The following is an 18,454-nucleotide window of genomic DNA, read 5'->3' on the forward strand; positions in this document are numbered from 1 at the left end:
CAGCGACTTTTATAATATAACACAGTATATTATTTTCGTCAACAAGTTTTTTCGATAACTTGTATCTCTCATTTGCTGACTCTGCCTATTATATAGACTTTCCCATCTCTATGCAAGTATTATTCTAAAAAAAAATAAGAGAGGGAAAATCCCCACTCTTATTCTTCAGAAGCCTCTTCGCTTCCATCTTCTTCTTCATCTTTTTGCGCTTTTGCTACTGTTGCTACTTCTTGTTCATTTTCCAAACGGATTAATCGTACACCTTGCGTATTACGACCCATTTGAGAAATTTGATCAACTGGCATACGGATAATAATACCCGCAGCTGTAATTAGCATAATATCTTCTTCGCCAGTTACAGACTTAACTGCTACTAATTTACCGTTTTTATCTGTGATATTACATGTTTTTAAACCTTTACCACCGCGACTTTGTAGACGATATTCATCAACCGGTGTACGTTTTCCGTAACCATTTTTGGTTACAATTAAAACGTTCATATCCTCTTCAACAATTTCCATACCTACAACTTGGTCTTCATCACCTAGTGTAATAGCTTTTACACCTGCCGCATTACGTCCCATAGAACGAACATCTTGCTCATTGAAACGAATTAACATACCGTTACTTGTTCCAACAATAATATCCTTATCACCAGATGTTAAGCGTACAGAGATTACTTCGTCCTCTTCACGAAGGGAAATTGCAATTAAACCATTCGTACGTATATTGGCAAATGATGAAAGAGGCGTTCTCTTAGAAATACCTTGTTTTGTTGTGAAGAATAAGAATTGATCATCACCAAATTCACGGATTGGAATAATAGCGTTGACCCACTCACCTTTATCTACTTCTAACAAATTAACAATTGGTATACCTTTTGCCGTACGGCTATACTCTGGAATTTCATATCCTTTTGTACGGTATACTTTACCTTTGTTTGTGAAGAATAGAATATGATCATGTGTAGACGTTGTCAATAAATGCTCAACAAAGTCATCATCATTCGTACCCATTCCTTGTACACCACGTCCTCCACGGTTCTGTGTTTTGTACGTAGAAGCTGGTAACCTTTTGATATAACCATTATGAGTAAGTGTGATAGCGATATTTTGCTCTGGGATTAAATCCTCATCTTCAATTGATTCCATACCACCAATTGTAATTTCTGTTCTTCTTTTATCATTAAAGCGTTCTTTTACTTCTGTTAATTCTTCACGAATAATTTCAAGAACCTTTTCTTCATCTGCTAAGATGGCCTTTAATTCAGCAATTAACTTCATTAAGTCTTGATATTCTTGTTCAATTTTTTCACGTTCTAGTCCTGTTAAGCGTTGCAGACGCATATCTAAAATTGCTTGCGCTTGTTTTTCACTTAAACCGAAACGTTCCATCAATCCTTGTTTTGCAATATCAGCAGTCTTTGAACTACGAATTAAAGTAATTACTTCATCAAGGTGATCTAATGCAATTCGTAACCCCTCTAAAATATGAGCCCGAGCTTCCGCTTTCTCTAATTCATAAGCAGTACGTCTACGAATAACTACCTGTTGATGCTCTAAATAATAATATAAAGTTTGTTTTAAGTTTAATACTTGTGGCTCCCCATTCACGAGCGATAACATATTAATACCGAAACTTGTTTGAAGCGCTGTATGTTTATATAAATTATTTAATAGTACGTTTGCATTTGCATCACGGCGTACTTCCATGACAATACGCATACCATTTCGATCTGACTCATCACGTAAATCTGTAATACCTTCGATTTTTTTATCGCGAACTAACTCTGCAATTTTTTCAATTAATCGAGCTTTATTCACTTGATAAGGCAGCTCTGTTACAATAATTGCTTGTTTTCCATTTGCCTTTTCTTCAATTTCAACTTTAGCACGAAGTATAATAGAACCGCGACCTGTTTCATACGCTCTTCGAATTCCACTTCTCCCTAAGATTAGACCCGCCGTTGGGAAATCTGGTCCCGGAATAAATTCCATTAATTCCGCAATAGTAATGTCAGGATTATGACTCAATGCTAGCACGCCATCAATTACTTCTCCAAGTTGATGAGGCGGAATATTTGTTGCCATACCAACCGCGATACCTGTCGTACCGTTTACTAATAAGTTAGGAAAGCGCGCTGGTAATACAATTGGTTCTCTCTCAGAACCATCGTAATTGTCTTGGTAATCTATCGTGTTTTTCGTAATATCACGCAACAGCTCCATAGAAATCTTAGACATTCTTGCTTCTGTATAACGCATTGCTGCTGCTGAATCTCCATCAACAGAACCGAAGTTACCATGCCCATCAACAAGCATATAACGTTGACTAAAATCTTGTGCCATACGTACCATTGTTTCGTAAACGGCTGAATCACCATGCGGGTGATACTTACCAATTACTTCACCAACAATACGCGCTGATTTTTTATATGCTTTATCAGCAGTAATCCCTAAATCATTCATTGCGTATAAAACCCTGCGATGCACAGGTTTTAACCCATCACGAACATCTGGTAGTGCACGAGATACGATAACACTCATTGCGTAATCTAAAAATGAGGTACGCATTTCATGACTAATATTAATTTCTCGAATTCGTGCTTGTTCTTGATTGTCTGACATCAACGAGCACCTCCTCTTACATTTCCGTTACATATACATTGATTTATATGTAGAAGACAGGAATGCTTAGATTCCTGTCATTACTTACTTAAATATCAAGGTTTTTCACGTATTTTGCATTTTCTTGGATAAAGTTACGACGTGGCTCTACTTTATCACCCATTAAAATTTCAAACGTTTCATCTGCTTCAATTGCATCTTGCAGAGAAACTTGAAGTAATGAACGTACTTCTGGATCCATTGTCGTTTCCCATAATTGAGTCGGATTCATTTCCCCAAGACCTTTGTAACGCTGAATACCAGGTTTTGGGTGAGCTGGTAACTCTGCTAATATCTTTTCAAGCTCTTTATCGTTATAAGCATATTGAATCTTTTTCCCTTGTTGCACTTTAAACAATGGTGGTTGTGCAATATATATATAACCATGTTCAATGATTTGACGCATATAACGATAGAAGAACGTTAATAATAGAGTACGAATATGCGCGCCATCAACATCGGCATCGGTCATAATAATAACTTTATGATAGCGAGCTTTTTCAATATCAAAATCCCCACCGATATTTGTACCAATCGCTGTGATAATCGTACGTACTTCATCATTAGATAAAATCTTATCTAATCGTGCCTTTTCAACGTTAATAATTTTACCCTTAAGTGGTAAAATCGCTTGAAAGTGGCGATCGCGTCCTTGTTTTGCAGAACCTCCTGCAGAATCTCCCTCTACGATGTAAATTTCACTAATCGAAGGATCTTTAGAAGAACAGTCTGCAAGCTTCCCTGGCAAACTAGATACTTCCAGCGCACTCTTTCGGCGTGTTAATTCACGTGCCTTCTTCGCTGCTACACGTGCACGTGCTGCCATTGTTCCTTTATCCACAATCTTACGAGCAACATTTGGATTCTCAAGTAAAAACTTTTCGAACGCTTCTGAGAAAACAGATTCTGTAATCGTTCTCGCTTCACTATTTCCAAGTTTTGTTTTCGTTTGTCCCTCAAACTGTGGATTCGGATGTTTGATGGAAACAATCGCTGTTAGTCCTTCACGTACATCTTCACCTGTTAGGTTACTATCAGCATCTTTTAAGATGTTATTTTTTCGTCCATAATCATTTATTACACGTGTTAGGGCAGTCTTGAAACCAACCTCATGTGTACCACCTTCATACGTATGAATATTATTCGTAAATGAATAAATATTGTTTGTATAACCTTCGTTATATTGAAGAGAAACTTCAACTTGAATTCCATCTTTCGAACCCTCTACATATACAGGTTCTTCATGAATCGGTTGCTTCGAGCGGTTTAAATGCTCAACATAAGATTTAATTCCACCTTCATAATGGAACTCTTTCTTCTGCTTATTTTCGCGTTTATCTTCAATTATCAATTTAATATTACGATTTAAAAATGCTAGTTCACGCATACGTGTTGCTAATGTATCAAAATCGTATTCTGTAGTTTCTTTAAAAATTTCTGGATCTGGCTTAAAACGAGTTATTGTTCCTGTATGATCTGTTTCACCAATTACCTTTAAATCTGCAGCTGGGATACCTCGTTCATACTTTTGATAGTGAATTTTACCTTCACGATGTACAAATACTTCCAACTCTGTTGATAGAGCATTTACAACAGATGCACCCACACCATGTAAACCACCGGAAACTTTATAACCGCCACCGCCAAATTTACCACCTGCGTGGAGTACAGTCATAATAACCTCTACAGCAGGGCGTCCCATTTTTTCTTGTATACCAACTGGAATACCACGACCATTATCCGTCACACGAATACTATTATCTTCTTCGATGCTAACATTAATTTCATCACAGTATCCTGCTAATGCTTCATCAATACTATTATCTACAATTTCCCATACAAGGTGATGAAGACCCTTCCCACTTGTAGATCCAATATACATACCCGGGCGTTTTCGAACTGCTTCCAGTCCCTCAAGCACCTGTATTTGACTTTCATCATATGAATTTTCCTGCATTTGCTTTTGTTCCATTGACACAAAGATCACCTACTTTTCCATTTAAACAGAAATTATGTTCTGTCTATTTCACAATCTACCGTGCCGTTCGTTACATGAATTGTTTTCGCTTGCTTTAATGTTTCGTGTTCAATTCCGTCGACACTTGTCGTTGTCACAAATGTTTGCACTTTTCCTTGAATTGTATTTAAAAGATGTGATTGACGATAATCATCTAACTCTGATAACACATCATCTAATAAGAGGATTGGATATTCTTTAACCTCTGAATAAATCAATTCAATTTCAGCTAACTTTAGGGAAAGTGCGGTTGTTCGTTGTTGCCCTTGTGAACCAAAGACTTGAACATTTTTATCATTAACGAAGAATTGTAAATCGTCACGATGAGGACCAATTAAAGTTGTACCACGGAAAATTTCACGTTGTTTCACAGATTGAAAACTTTCATAGTATACTTCTTTTATTTTCGACAAACCCATTGATTCTGATACATCTACGCTCGGTTTATAGACTATTTCTAGTTCCTCTAATCCCCTACTAATGCCACGATGGATTGGAGCAGCCCATTCTTGTAATAAATGCAGAAACTCAAAACGTTTTTGCAAAATTTTTGTACCATGTTCAATGAGTTGCAGTGTAAATACATCCAACATCGTTTCCTCATTTTTACTATTCCCTTGCATTTTTTTAAGCAAGTGATTTCGCTGCGTGAGCACTTTTTGATATTGACTTAACTCATACAAATAGACAGGAGCTATTTGTCCAAGTTCCATATCTAAAAAGCGTCTTCGTACTTGAGGGCTTCCTTTTACAAGATTTAAATCTTCTGGGGCAAACATAACAACATTCATTTCACCAATATATTGGCTTAACCTTTGTTGTTCTAGCTGATTTAATTTTGCCTTCTTCCCTTTTTTAGAAATATTTAATTCTAAAGACAAGGAACTGTTTCGCTTTTGTAATCTACCTTTTATTTTACCATAATCCTCATCCCACCGGATAAGTTCACGATCGTTCGAAGTTCGATGAGACTTGGCCATCGCTAATACATAAATAGCTTCCATCAAATTCGTTTTCCCTTGAGCATTTTCACCAATAATTACATTCACTTTATCCTCAAAGGAGAGATCCAGATATTCATAATTGCGATAATTTTTTAATTGTAATTCTTTAATATACAAAGGGCTCCCCCTTTATGCTTGAACTTGAAATGTTCCGTTTCCCGGAATTTCAACAATATCATTTGCATACAACTTTCGGCCTCTTCTATTTTCAAGCTCTTGATTGACATACACTTCGTATTCTTGTAAGAACCATTTAACAGCACCGCCTGTATCAATTACATCAGCTAACTTTAAAAATTGTCCCAGTGTAATATACTCAGTTGAAATCTTAATACGTTTCATAAAATCGCTCACTTTCTGAAAGTGTTCATTCTTTCATTGTACTAAATAAACCCGCATTAGGAAAGTAATACCCCGAAAATCAAATAAGGGCCACTAGCATATTCAAACTAGTAACCCTCACTCTCGCTTAGTAAGTACGAACTGGTAAAATTAATTGGATGATAGAATCATCATTTACTGTACGAATTAAGAATGGTCTCATCGCTCCAGTAAAACTAATTTTAATTTCTGTACTGTCTAACGCTTTTAATGCATCCATCATATATTTTGCACTAAAGGAGATTTTTAATTCTTCCCCTTCTATTTTTTCACATTGAACTTCCTCTACTACTTTTCCGATTTCTGGTGAATTTGAAGAAAGTTCCAGCATTTGTTGTTCTAACGTCGATAATTTCACAACATTATTGCGACCATCTCTTGCTAGTAAAGAAGCACGATCAATTGCTTGTAAAAACTCTTTTGTATTTACAAATATGTCGGTTTTACTTTCTGCCGGAATTAAACGTGTTGTATCCGGGTAATTCCCTTCTAACAACCTTGAGAAGAATAATAAATGTTTAGTTCGGAATAATACTTGATACTCCGTAATGACAATATCCACCATTTCTTCAGACTCATCTAGAATTTTGCTCAATTCATTTAAACTCTTACCAGGGATAACAACATTCGCTTGAAATTCATCAGAAATTGTATGACCTTCAATCTTCGCTTTACGAAGTGCTAACCTGTGACTATCTGTTGCAATACAAGTCAGTTCACTGTTATACACTTTCCAGTTTACACCTGTCAAGATCGGACGAGTTTCAGAACTTGAAACCGCAAATACAGTTTGACGAATCATATGTTTTAGTAAATCTGTCGGGATTTTAAATACATGATGTTCTTCAATTTGCGGTAATAATGGATATTCAGCAGCATCTAAACCATTTAGATTAAACTCTGACTTTCCAGATTTTATTTTTGTCATAAAATGATTTTCCACAGAGATTTCTACTGTGTCTTTTGGTAATTTTTTTACGATCTCACTAAAATATTTTGCTTGTAAAACAATGCTCCCCGATTGTGCAATTTCAACAATTTCTTTTCCATTTTCTTCAACTGGAATAAAAGATTCAATCGAAATATCAGCATCGCTTCCTGTCAATGTAACACCTTCTTCAGTTACTACAACTTTAATTCCTGTAAGTATGGGAATAGTTGTACGAGAGGAAACGGCCTTCATTACATCTTGTACACTTCTTACAAGATAGTCTTTTTGAATTGTAAAACGCATAGCGAAAACCTCCGGCAAGTATAAGATTTTATTTATTTAATAAATATAAAAAAATAGTAGTAATAGTAATAGGGCTTGTGGATATGTGGATAACTCCATTTAGAGACGGAAAAACAGTCTATCTACATGTGGATAGACTGTGTGTAAAACAAGGGAAGTTATTCACACTATTCAGCTACTACTTTAAAATATGATTGATTTCCTCAACTTGTTTTTGTAGTTGTGTATCAGTTTTTAATAGTTTTGAAATTTTTTCGTGCGCATGGATGACCGTTGTGTGATCACGTCCACCAAATTCTTCACCAATTTTAGGTAAAGATGAATCTGTTAACTCACGTGATAGATACATTGCAATTTGGCGAGGAAACGCGACTGATTTTGTGCGTTTTTTTGCTTTAAAGTCTTCTAGTTTAACTTGAAAAACATCTCCAACGGCTTTTTGAATATCATAAATAGAAATAATCTTTGGTTTAGAATTTGGAATAATATCTTTAAGTGCTTCGGCAGCTAAATCCGCATTAATATCTTTATTAATTAAAGATGAATAAGCAACAACTCGAATAAGTGCACCTTCTAGTTCACGAATGTTCGAGTCGATTTGATTTGCGATATAGAGCATGACTTCATTTGGGATGTCAAGGCCTTCCGCTTTCGCTTTTTTTCGTAAAATCGCAATTCTCGTCTCTAAATCTGGCGGTGTAATATCTGTAATAAGTCCCCACTCAAAACGGGAGCGAAGGCGATCTTCTAATGTCGGGATCTCTTTTGGCGGTCGATCGCTTGAGATTACAATTTGCTTGCTTTCTTCATGTAGCGCATTAAATGTATGGAAGAACTCTTCTTGTGTTTGTTCTTTTCCAGCAAGAAATTGAATATCATCTATAAGCAAGACATCGACATTACGGTATTTATTACGGAAATCGACAGCTTTATTATCACGAATAGAGTTAATAAATTCATTTGTAAATTTTTCTGATGATAAATAAACAACCTTAGCATTCGGATTATGTTCAATGACATAATGACCAATTGCATGCATTAGGTGTGTTTTTCCAAGCCCAACTCCCCCATAAATAAATAGCGGGTTATATGCTTTTGCTGGTGCTTCAGCAACTGCTAATGAAGCTGCATGAGCAAAACGGTTCCCAGAGCCAATAACAAATGTATCAAACGTGTATTTTGGATTTAACATGCTCTGTGGTAAGTGATTGGACTCATCATTTATTCTTTTCTTTTTAGCAGGAGGATAGTCAATCTCCTCTTCAGTTTGACTTTGGGGAATAATAAAGCGAATTTCTAGTTTTGCTCCTGTTAAATCATAAAGTGTTTCTGAAATTAGTTCTGAATAATGAGATTCTAGCCAGTCACGAGCAAATTCATTCGGAGCTGTAATCGTTAATATATCTTTTTTCAAAGCATGTGCTTTGGTTGATTTTAACCATGTCTCATAACTTGGTTTACTGACCTTTTTTTCGAGTTCTTTCAAAGCACTATTCCATAAATCAGAGATATTTTCCAAAGGTGTCCCTCCTTTACAAAGATGGTAAAAGAATAAGGTTGTGCAACAATTGTACAACCTCAAAATAACGAAATGTATATTTATACGAAACGTATTTTAAAACCTAAAAACGTCGTTTGTATACGAGATAGAGTTTTCGACAAAAAATACAAATGTGGACAACTGCTTACCCACATGTGATTATAACTGTCCACATGTTATGCACAATTTGTGGATAAACTAAACTTGTGGAAAACTTGTTCAAGGTGAAAACACAACTATAATATCAAAAAAAGATAGCGATAGCAATGAATTTCAGAAAGTTATCCACAAAATCAATACCTTGTGGAATAAACTTGTCCACAATACGATATACTGTGTAAAAGTGAAAAAATAATTTGTGGATACAAAAAAATGAAAAATATATTATCCACAAAGAAATAAAACAGCTGTGAAAAAAATTGTGAATAGGTTCAAAATGAATATTTGATGAAAATTTAGAGAACCATTGACATTTTCCTAGTTGATTAACTATAATTTATAAGACTGTCTTTAACAGATATTCCTCAGGGAGGTGTCATATAATGAAAAGAACTTACCAACCAAATAAACGTAAGCGCAGCAAAGTACATGGTTTCCGCAGCCGTATGAGCACAGCGAACGGACGTAAAGTGCTAGCAGCTCGTCGTCGTAAAGGAAGAAAAGTATTATCTGCGTAGACCACTGATCGTTCAGTGGTCTTTTTTTCTAGTAATAATGAATTTCCGCTGATGAAATACAGGAGTGTCAATTGATATGAAGAAAAAAAATCGTATAAAGAAAAATGATGAATTTCAGGCTGTTTTTCAAAATGGAAAATCAAATGCAAATCGTCAGTTTGTGGTCTATCAGCTTGAAAAAGCGGAGCAATCATACTTTCGCATTGGTCTTTCCGTTAGCAAAAAGTTAGGAAATGCAGTAGTACGTAATCGAATTAAGCGTATGATTCGCCAATCGATTGCAGAATTAAAAGATGAGATAGATTCTGGAAAAGATTTTGTTATAATAGCAAGGAAGCCTTGTGCAGATATGACATACGAACAATTGAAGAAAAGCTTAATTCATGCTTTTAAGCGTTCTGGTATTAAAATAACAAACAAGTAGCGTAGGAAAAGGAAAATGAATTACACTATATACATACCGAAACAAGGAGGAGCAGGCTGTGAAAAAAAAGATAGGCTTACTAGTCATGGTTATTGCTTTAATGGCAATTGCTACTGGCTGTAATGAAACGAATCAGCCGATTACACCGAAAAGTACAGGGATCTGGAATGAATATTTCGTATACCCGCTTTCTCAGTTAATCACGTATTTTGCAAACTTATTTGGTAGTAATTATGGTTTAGCGATTGTTGTCACAACTCTTATCATTCGTTTTGCATTGTTACCATTAATGATTAAGCAGACGAAGAGTACGAAGGCAATGCAAGTATTGCAACCAGAAATGGCGAAGTTAAAAGAGAAATATAGTTCTAAAGACCAAGCGACGCAGCAAAAGTTACAACAAGAAATGATGCAGTTGTATAAAACACACGGTGTAAATCCATTAGCAGGTTGTTTACCAATTTTTATTCAAATGCCAATTTTATTCGCATTTTACCATGCAATTATGAGGACGGCAGAGATTAAGCAACATAGCTTCTTATGGTTTGATTTAGGACATGCGGATCCGTACTATATCCTTCCAATTGTTGCGGCAATCACAACATTTATTCAGCAAAAACTTGCAATGGCAGGTACTGCTGGACAAAATCCACAAATGGCAATGATGATTTGGCTTATGCCAATCATGATTTTAGTCTTTGCAATTAACTTCCCAGCAGCATTATCACTATATTGGGTAGTTGGTAACATCTTTGGTATCGCTCAAATGTATATGATCAAAGGGCCTGAAATTAAGGCTAGTAAGGCAGGAGGATCAAGCAAGTGAGTATAATTACTGCTAAAGGACAAACAGTCGAGCTGGCAGTACAAGATGCTTTAAGACAATTAAAAGTTTCAAGGGATCAAGTAGACGTGAATGTGATTGATGAGGGAAAGAGAGGATTTCTAGGTTTTATAGGGAATCGTCCAGCTATCGTGGAAGTTGTAATGAAGAAAGATCCCATTCAAGAAGCTGAGCAATACTTACAAAGTGTTGTTCAGGAAATGGGTGTGGATGTGATGATTACGAAAAATGTAAAGGGCCGAGAAATTGAGTTTACACTTTTTGGAAAAGATGTAGGGGTATTGATCGGGAAAAGAGGACATACATTAAATTCTTTACAATATTTAACAAAACTTGTTGCGAATCGCAGTACAAAGCAATATATTGGTATCACAATTGATGCTGAAAACTATCGTAGTAAGAGAAAAGATACGTTAGAATCGCTTTCTTATCGATTAGCAAAACAGGTCACGGTAACTAAAAAAAATGTTGTGTTAGAACCAATGCCTTCTTTTGAGAGAAAAATTATTCATCAAGCATTGTCCAATCATCCAAATGTAATTACAACTTCCGAAGGGAAAGAACCACATCGACATGTTGTAATATCTTCCAAATAACCGGTTACTCATTCGAGTACCGGTTTTTTTCTTGTTAATTTATGAAAAATAGATTGTGGATAACTAAAAAACACTAAACTTATCCACTGTGAATAAGTTTAGTGTTTTTTACATGAGGACATAATAAAATGAGTTATTATTCTTTTGTAGATAGGTTCGTTATGGTATCCTAATAGTTTAGTGAAAGAAAAAATCATGTTGAAATAGAGAGAAATAAGCAAGTGAGGTGAAAGGACATGGATTTTGATACAATTGCTGCAATTTCCACGGCACTTGGAGAAGGGGCAATTGCCATTGTTCGAGTAAGTGGAGAGGATGCGATTGAAAAGGTCAATCGCATTTTTAAAGGGAAAGATTTAACGGCAGTTTCTTCTCATACGATTCACTACGGTCATATTGTTGATTTAGATACAGATCAAGTTATCGAAGAGGTAATGGTATCGATTATGCGAGCGCCAAGGACATTTACGCGTGAAAATATTGTAGAGATCAATTGTCACGGTGGTCTTGTTTCTGTAAATAAAGTATTACAACTTATTTTGGCTCAAGGAGTGCGTTTGGCAGAACCGGGTGAATTTACAAAGCGTGCATTTTTAAATGGGCGTATTGACTTATCGCAAGCAGAAGCTGTAATGGATTTGATTCGTGCGAAAACAGATCGAGCGATGAACGTAGCAATGAATCAAATGGAAGGGCGATTATCTAAATTAATCGGTCGCCTTCGTCAGGAAATTTTAGAAACATTAGCTCATGTAGAAGTAAATATAGATTATCCAGAATACGATGATGTCGAAGAAATGACGCACAATATTTTAATTGAAAAAGCCACACATGTTCGCGGTGAAATTAAAAAAATATTGGAGACATCTAAGCAAGGGAAAATTTTACGAGAAGGAATTGCAACAGCAATTATCGGAAGACCGAACGTTGGGAAATCCTCGTTATTAAATAGTCTCGTGCAAGAGAAAAAGGCGATTGTGACAGATATAGCAGGAACAACGCGCGATGTAATTGAAGAGTATGTCAATGTGCGTGGTGTGCCACTTAAACTTATTGATACGGCGGGAATCCGTGAAACTGAAGATATTGTTGAACGAATCGGTGTAGAACGATCAAAAGAAATGATGGGACAGGCTGATTTAGTTCTAATTGTAGTAAACTATAGTGAAGCATTAACAAATGAAGATGAAGACTTATTCCGTGCAGTGCGAGGAAAAGACTTTATTGTCATTGTAAATAAAACGGATTTACCAAAGCAAATTGATATGAAACGTGTTACAGAATTAGCAGGTAAAAATCGTATGATCACAACGTCGCTAATTGAAGAAAAAGGTGTGGATGAGCTAGAAAAAGCGATAGCAGATCTATTCTTTGAAGGAACAATTGAGTCAGCAGATATGACGTATGTTTCTAATGCGAGACATATCGGTTTATTAACACAAGCGGAAAAGACAATTGGAGATGCAATTGAGGCAATAGAGAACGGTGTGCCAATTGATATGGTTCAAATCGATCTAACAAGAACGTGGGAAATCCTTGGTGAAATTACTGGTGATACTGTTCATGAAAGCTTAATCGACCAATTATTTTCTCAATTTTGTTTAGGAAAATAACATATAGTTGTTTTAGAAGGATAGATAATTTTAGGAGGAATAATAATGGGATACAATGCCGGTTCTTACGATGTCATAGTAATCGGTGCAGGTCATGCAGGATGTGAAGCTGGGCTTGCAGCAGCACGAATGGGCTCAAAAACATTAATGTTAACAATTAATTTAGATATGGTTGCTTTTATGCCATGTAACCCTTCTGTTGGTGGACCAGCGAAAGGGATTGTTGTACGTGAGATTGATGCATTAGGCGGTGAGATGGGACGAAACATTGATAAAACTCACATCCAAATGCGTATGTTAAACACGGGAAAAGGTCCAGCTGTACGCGCCCTTCGTGCACAAGCGGATAAATTTTCATATCAACACGAATTAAAGAAAACAATTGAAGAAACGCCAAATTTAACATTACGTCAAGGAATGGTAGAGCGTCTAATTGTTGAGGATGATGTATGTAAAGGTGTAATTACACAATCAGGTGCTGAATATACAGCGAAAACAGTTGTAATTACAACGGGTACATTCCTACGTGGTGAGATTATCATGGGCGATTTAAAATACTCAAGTGGTCCGAATAATCAGCAACCATCTATCACATTATCTGAGCATCTAGAGGAACTTGGCTTTGATCTTGTCAGATTTAAAACAGGTACGCCTCCTCGTGTGAATAGCAATACAATTGATTATAGTAAAACGGAAATTCAACCGGGTGATGAAAAACCACGTGCATTTTCTTTTGAAACCACAAAATTTATTATGGATCAAATTCCATGTTGGTTAACATATACAAGTGAAGAGACACATCGTTTAATTGATCGAAACTTGCATCGTTCAGCTATGTATTCTGGTATGATTAAAGGAACAGGTCCACGTTACTGTCCTTCAATTGAAGATAAAGTGGTGCGATTTAACGATAAACCGCGTCATCAAATTTTCTTAGAGCCGGAAGGTCGTAATACACAGGAAGTATATGTACAAGGTTTGTCAACAAGTTTACCGGAAGATGTCCAGCGTGAAATGCTTAAAACGATTCCTGGTTTAGAGAATGTTGAGATGATGCGTACAGGTTATGCGATCGAATATGATGCAATTGTGCCAACTCAGTTGTGGCCGACACTGGAGACGAAAAAAATTAAAAATTTATATACAGCAGGTCAAATTAACGGTACGTCTGGTTACGAAGAAGCAGCAGGACAAGGAATTATGGCCGGGATTAACGCAGCATGCCGCTCTCTAGGGAAGAAAGAGGTTATTTTAGGTCGTTCAGATGCTTATATTGGTGTTTTAATTGATGATCTTGTGACAAAAGGGACAAACGAACCATATCGTCTTTTAACATCCCGTGCTGAATACCGTCTATTATTGCGTCATGATAATGCCGATCTTCGTTTAACAGAAATTGGCCAAGAAATTGGCTTAATTCCAGAAGAGCGTTACGGGCGTTTTACTGTGAAAAAGGAACAGATTGAACAAGAAAAATTACGTTTAGAAAGCATTATTATTAAACCACGTCCTGAAGTGCAAGAATTAATTCGCAGTGTTGGTGGAAGTGAATTAAAGGATGGAATACGTGCAAGTGACTTACTACGTCGTCCGGAAATGACGTATGAACATATTCGTATTCTTGCGCCAAGTGAAGTGGAAATACACGATGAAATTGCAGAGCAGGTAGAAATTCAAATTAAGTATGAAGGATATATTGAAAAATCCTTACAACAAGTAGAACGTATGAAGAAAATGGAAAGCAAAAAGATTCCTGTTGATATTGATTATGATGCGATTTCTGGAATCGCTTCTGAAGCAAGACAAAAATTAAAAGATGTTCGTCCTCTTTCTATGGGGCAAGCATCCCGTATTTCCGGAGTAAATCCAGCTGATATTTCCATTTTACTTGTGTATATTGAACAAGGAAAAATTGCGCGAGTATCGAACCAATAAATAATAAGGAGATATGGCAAGATGAACATAGAACAATTTCAATCTATGCTAGGAGAAAGAGGAATTAATCTTTCTCCTAGGCAATTAGAGCAATTTAAAATCTACTTTGAAACATTAGTAGAATGGAATGAGAAAATGAATTTAACAGCTATTACAGAGAAAGAAGAAGTGTATTTAAAACACTTTTTTGACTCGATTACAGCTGCTTTTTATAATGATTTTTCAAAGCCATTTTCTATTTGTGATGTCGGTGCAGGAGCAGGATTTCCAAGTATTCCATTGAAAATTTGTTTCCCGCATTTAAAAGTAACGATTGTAGATTCATTGCAAAAACGTATCAATTTTTTAAATCATTTAGCCCAAAAATTAGAGCTAAGTGATGTTGCGTTTTGTCATGATCGTGCTGAAACATTTGGGAAAAAAGAAGGTGTACGTGAATCATTTGATATCGTGATGGCGCGTGCGGTAGCACGTCTTTCTGTATTGAGTGAGTTATGTTTACCTCTTGTAAAAGTAGGTGGGACATTTATCGCTATGAAAGGTGCAGCTGCCAACGAAGAGATTGAAAATGGTAAGTATGCTTTAGAAATACTTGGCGGTGAACTAAAAGAGATTTCTACTTTCCAATTACCATTTGAAGAAAGTGAACGTAATATTTTAGCAATCGTGAAAAAGCGCAAAACACCAAAGAAATATCCGCGTAAGCCAGGGACACCCAATAAATTACCTATTGAAAAATAAATCTTATTAGACGTAAGATTAAATTATATAAATGAAAACGTAAATGTTTCATAGGAAACATTTCTGTGTAGGACATTCAATAGGCCCAAAGGTGGTGGAATATGTATGAAAAATACGTTTTCTCGTTTATTTGGCTTTGGAGATAAAGAGAGCGAATTCGAATTACAAAACGAAAGCCATGAAGAAATAGATAAAAAGATACATGAAGAAATACAAGAAATTCCGATAGCAAATATCATTCCCAATCGCTATCAACCACGTACAGTTTTTGATGCCGCGCGTATTGATGAACTTGCGTTGACCATTCGTACACATGGACTCATTCAACCAATTGTTATCAGAAAATATGAAGAAGATAAGTATGAAATTATTGCCGGGGAAAGACGTTTTCGTGCTGCAACGAAATTAGGGTGGGAAAAAGTTCCAGCGATTATTAAAAACTTAAATGATACGGAAACAGCTTCTGTTGCTCTCATTGAGAACTTGCAACGTGAGGAATTAACAGCAATTGAAGAGGCTGTTGCTTATCAAAAGCTAATTGAGTTACATAATTTAACACAAGAGGCATTAGCGCAGAGGCTCGGAAAAGGACAATCAACAATCGCAAATAAGTTGCGATTATTAAAGTTGCCTGAAGAAATTAAACGAGCATTGCTAGAAAAGAGTATTACAGAACGTCATGCCCGTGCCCTTATTCCTTTAAAAAATGAAGAATTACAGTTGAAAGTTTTACAAGAAATTGTAGAAAAGCAATTGAATGTAAAACAGACTGAGGAACGCATTGCTAAGCTATTGGAAGAAGTAAAACCAAAGCGTAAGGCAAAACAGAAAGCAGTAAGTCGTGATATGCGAATTGCAATGAATACGATTAGACAATCGCTACAAATGGTTACAAATAGTGGACTGAAAGTAAACTCTGAAGAAGAAGAATTTGATGAGTACTATCAGATCACAATTAAGATTCCTAAAAAAAAATAATTCATATTTGCAAGAGATCTCATCCTTTGGAGAGATCTCTTTTCCTATATTTTTCTTCTTAAATGAAGAAGGAGTTTTGGAATAAATTTTGAAGTTTAATAAGGATGCAAAAGAAAAATTTTCATTTCATGTTACAATAAACATAATTATTTTCAGAATAAGACAGAAAGGTTGAAAGTAGGTGACATCATGGGAAAAATCATTGCTATTGCTAATCAAAAAGGCGGTGTAGGGAAAACAACAACGTCTGTTAACCTAGGAGCTGGATTGGCACAGGTAGGAAAAAAAGTATTGCTTATTGACATTGATGCTCAGGGGAACGCAACGACAGGTGTAGGAATTGAAAAGTCGGAATTAGATCAATGTATTTATAATGTTCTTGTGGAAGATACTGATGTTCAAGGGGTTATACAAAAAACCGCAACTGAAAATTTAGATGTTCTACCTGCTACAATTCAATTGGCAGGTGCTGAAATTGAACTGGTACCGACCATTTCCCGGGAAGTTCGTTTACAAAGGGCTTTGCAGCCAATCCGTAATGAATATGATTATATTATTATTGATTGTCCCCCATCTTTAGGCTTATTAACAATTAATGCACTAACGGCAGCAGATTCTGTTATTATTCCAGTTCAGTGTGAATACTACGCATTGGAAGGATTGAGTCAATTACTGAATACAGTTCGACTTGTACAAAAGCATTTAAATAAAAATTTAGCAATTCAAGGTGTACTATTAACCATGCTAGATGCACGTACAAATTTAGGGATTCAAGTTATAGATGAAGTGAAGAAATATTTTCGAGATAAAGTATATCGTTCTATTATTCCGCGCAATGTTCGTTTGAGTGAAGCACCAAGTCATGGAAAACCAATTATGCAGTATGATGCTAAATCAAGAGGTGCAGAAGTGTATATAGATTTAGCAGAGGAAGTGATTGCTGGTGGCTAAAGGATTAGGAAGAGGGATTAATGCTTTTTTTCCAGATTTAGATGTGAGAGAGGAAGAAAAAATTCAGGAAATTGCACTAACTGAATTAAGGCCAAACCCCTACCAACCGCGTAAAAACTTTCAAAAAGAAGCTATTCAAGAACTGGCAGCATCTATTAAAGAACATGGTATTTTACAGCCTTTAATCGTAAGGAAAAGTATTAAAGGATATGAAATCGTTGCTGGTGAACGTAGATACCGTGCTGCAAAAGAAGCATGCCTTGAAAAGGTGCCAGCTGTCGTTCGAGAATTAAATGAACAGCAAATGATGGAGTTTGCTTTGTTAGAAAATCTACAACGTGAAGATTTAAATCCAATGGAAGAAGCTTTGGCATATCAAATGCTAATGGATGAGTTGAATGTAACTCAAGAGCAATTAGCAAAGCGCCTTGGAAAAAGTAGGCCATATATTGCTAATTATGTTCGGTTGCTTACACTTCCTTTATTTGTTCAAGAAATGATTGCGAATGGAAGTCTATCCATGGCACATGGACGGACATTACTTACAATAAAAGATGAAGAACAGCTAAAGTCTTTATTAAAGCGTATTGAAAAAGAAGGATTGAATGTTAGACAGCTAGAGCAAATTGTTCAACAGATTCATCAACGCGTTTCACGTGAAACAAAGACAGTGAAGCGAGAGCGGAATATATTTTTCGAAGAGCGTGAAACATTGTTAAGAGAAAAGTTTGGAACAGGTGTAAAAATTAAAGAAACAAAGAAAGAAAAAGGGAAAATTGAAATAGAATTTTTCGATAAGGAAGATTTAAATCGCATTTTAGAATTATTATCTGGGGAAAACTGAAAAGCAAAC

At 35.9% G+C, this 18,454-nt stretch carries 16 protein-coding genes; 10 read left to right on the forward strand and 6 right to left on the reverse strand.

What is annotated here, in order from left to right; genetic code table 11:
- Window positions 1–158: 158 nt before the first annotated feature.
- The 6 genes from gyrA to dnaA form a co-directional block, all read right to left on the reverse strand.
- Entirely contained in the window at window positions 159–2,627 is a 2,469-nt protein-coding gene (gene gyrA, locus MHH71_RS15985) for a DNA gyrase subunit A (RefSeq protein ID WP_006096803.1), read from the reverse strand.
- A gap of 88 nt (window positions 2,628–2,715) precedes the next feature.
- Window positions 2,716–4,638 (reverse strand): DNA topoisomerase (ATP-hydrolyzing) subunit B, encoded by a 1,923-nt coding sequence (gene gyrB, locus MHH71_RS15990; RefSeq protein ID WP_006096802.1) that lies wholly within the window; start codon window positions 4,636–4,638, stop codon window positions 2,716–2,718.
- 38 nt (window positions 4,639–4,676) lie between these two features.
- The gene (recF, locus tag MHH71_RS15995) at window positions 4,677–5,804 is read right to left on the reverse strand and encodes a DNA replication/repair protein RecF (protein ID WP_006096801.1); all 1,128 of its coding nucleotides are present in this window, start codon (window positions 5,802–5,804) and stop codon (window positions 4,677–4,679) included.
- Between the two features lie 12 nt (window positions 5,805–5,816).
- A complete protein-coding gene (gene yaaA, locus MHH71_RS16000; RefSeq protein ID WP_003194149.1) occupies window positions 5,817–6,029 on the reverse strand; it encodes a S4 domain-containing protein YaaA in 213 nt (70 codons plus the stop codon).
- 127 nt (window positions 6,030–6,156) lie between these two features.
- Window positions 6,157–7,302 (reverse strand): DNA polymerase III subunit beta, encoded by a 1,146-nt coding sequence (dnaN, locus tag MHH71_RS16005; RefSeq protein ID WP_003194151.1) that lies wholly within the window; start codon window positions 7,300–7,302, stop codon window positions 6,157–6,159.
- A 178-nt stretch (window positions 7,303–7,480) separates the two neighbouring features.
- Window positions 7,481–8,821: a chromosomal replication initiator protein DnaA gene (gene dnaA / locus MHH71_RS16010; RefSeq protein ID WP_003194153.1), complete on the reverse strand. Its 1,341-nt coding sequence runs from the start codon at window positions 8,819–8,821 to the stop codon at window positions 7,481–7,483.
- Between the two features lie 563 nt (window positions 8,822–9,384).
- Between dnaA and rpmH the strand changes: the two genes are divergently transcribed.
- The 10 genes from rpmH to MHH71_RS16060 all read left to right on the forward strand — a co-directional run bounded on the left by rpmH (window position 9,385) and on the right by MHH71_RS16060 (window position 18,445).
- Window positions 9,385–9,519, forward strand: a complete 135-nt coding sequence (gene rpmH / locus MHH71_RS16015) for a 50S ribosomal protein L34 (RefSeq protein WP_000831901.1) — start codon at window positions 9,385–9,387, stop codon at window positions 9,517–9,519.
- Between the two features lie 76 nt (window positions 9,520–9,595).
- Window positions 9,596–9,943, forward strand: coding sequence for a ribonuclease P protein component (rnpA, locus tag MHH71_RS16020; protein ID WP_016112830.1), 348 nt, complete (start codon window positions 9,596–9,598; stop codon window positions 9,941–9,943).
- Between the two features lie 58 nt (window positions 9,944–10,001).
- A complete protein-coding gene (gene spoIIIJ, locus MHH71_RS16025; protein WP_018782457.1) occupies window positions 10,002–10,769 on the forward strand; it encodes a YidC family membrane integrase SpoIIIJ in 768 nt (255 codons plus the stop codon).
- Window positions 10,766–11,383, forward strand: coding sequence for an RNA-binding cell elongation regulator Jag/EloR (gene jag, locus MHH71_RS16030; protein ID WP_018764823.1), 618 nt, complete (start codon window positions 10,766–10,768; stop codon window positions 11,381–11,383). Before spoIIIJ ends, jag begins: the two co-directional genes overlap by 4 nt.
- A gap of 236 nt (window positions 11,384–11,619) precedes the next feature.
- On the forward strand, window positions 11,620–12,996 hold the full coding sequence (gene mnmE / locus MHH71_RS16035) for a tRNA uridine-5-carboxymethylaminomethyl(34) synthesis GTPase MnmE (protein WP_003202594.1): 1,377 nt from the start codon (window positions 11,620–11,622) through the stop codon (window positions 12,994–12,996).
- A 45-nt stretch (window positions 12,997–13,041) separates the two neighbouring features.
- Window positions 13,042–14,931 (forward strand): tRNA uridine-5-carboxymethylaminomethyl(34) synthesis enzyme MnmG, encoded by a 1,890-nt coding sequence (gene mnmG, locus MHH71_RS16040; protein ID WP_006096788.1) that lies wholly within the window; start codon window positions 13,042–13,044, stop codon window positions 14,929–14,931.
- 21 nt (window positions 14,932–14,952) lie between these two features.
- A complete protein-coding gene (rsmG, locus tag MHH71_RS16045) occupies window positions 14,953–15,672 on the forward strand; it encodes a 16S rRNA (guanine(527)-N(7))-methyltransferase RsmG (RefSeq protein ID WP_006096787.1) in 720 nt (239 codons plus the stop codon).
- A gap of 105 nt (window positions 15,673–15,777) precedes the next feature.
- A complete protein-coding gene (noc, locus tag MHH71_RS16050; protein ID WP_003209340.1) occupies window positions 15,778–16,650 on the forward strand; it encodes a nucleoid occlusion protein in 873 nt (290 codons plus the stop codon).
- A gap of 189 nt (window positions 16,651–16,839) precedes the next feature.
- Window positions 16,840–17,601, forward strand: a complete 762-nt coding sequence (gene soj / locus MHH71_RS16055; RefSeq protein WP_006096785.1) for a sporulation initiation inhibitor protein Soj — start codon at window positions 16,840–16,842, stop codon at window positions 17,599–17,601.
- Window positions 17,594–18,445: a ParB/RepB/Spo0J family partition protein gene (locus MHH71_RS16060; RefSeq protein WP_018782455.1), complete on the forward strand. Its 852-nt coding sequence runs from the start codon at window positions 17,594–17,596 to the stop codon at window positions 18,443–18,445. Before soj ends, MHH71_RS16060 begins: the two co-directional genes overlap by 8 nt.
- Window positions 18,446–18,454: the final 9 nt, after the last annotated feature.

The sequence above is a fragment of the Bacillus sp. FSL H8-0534 genome (assembly GCF_038005885.1).
In the GTDB taxonomy this organism is placed as follows: Bacteria; Bacillota; Bacilli; order Bacillales; family Bacillaceae_G; genus Bacillus_A; species Bacillus_A pseudomycoides.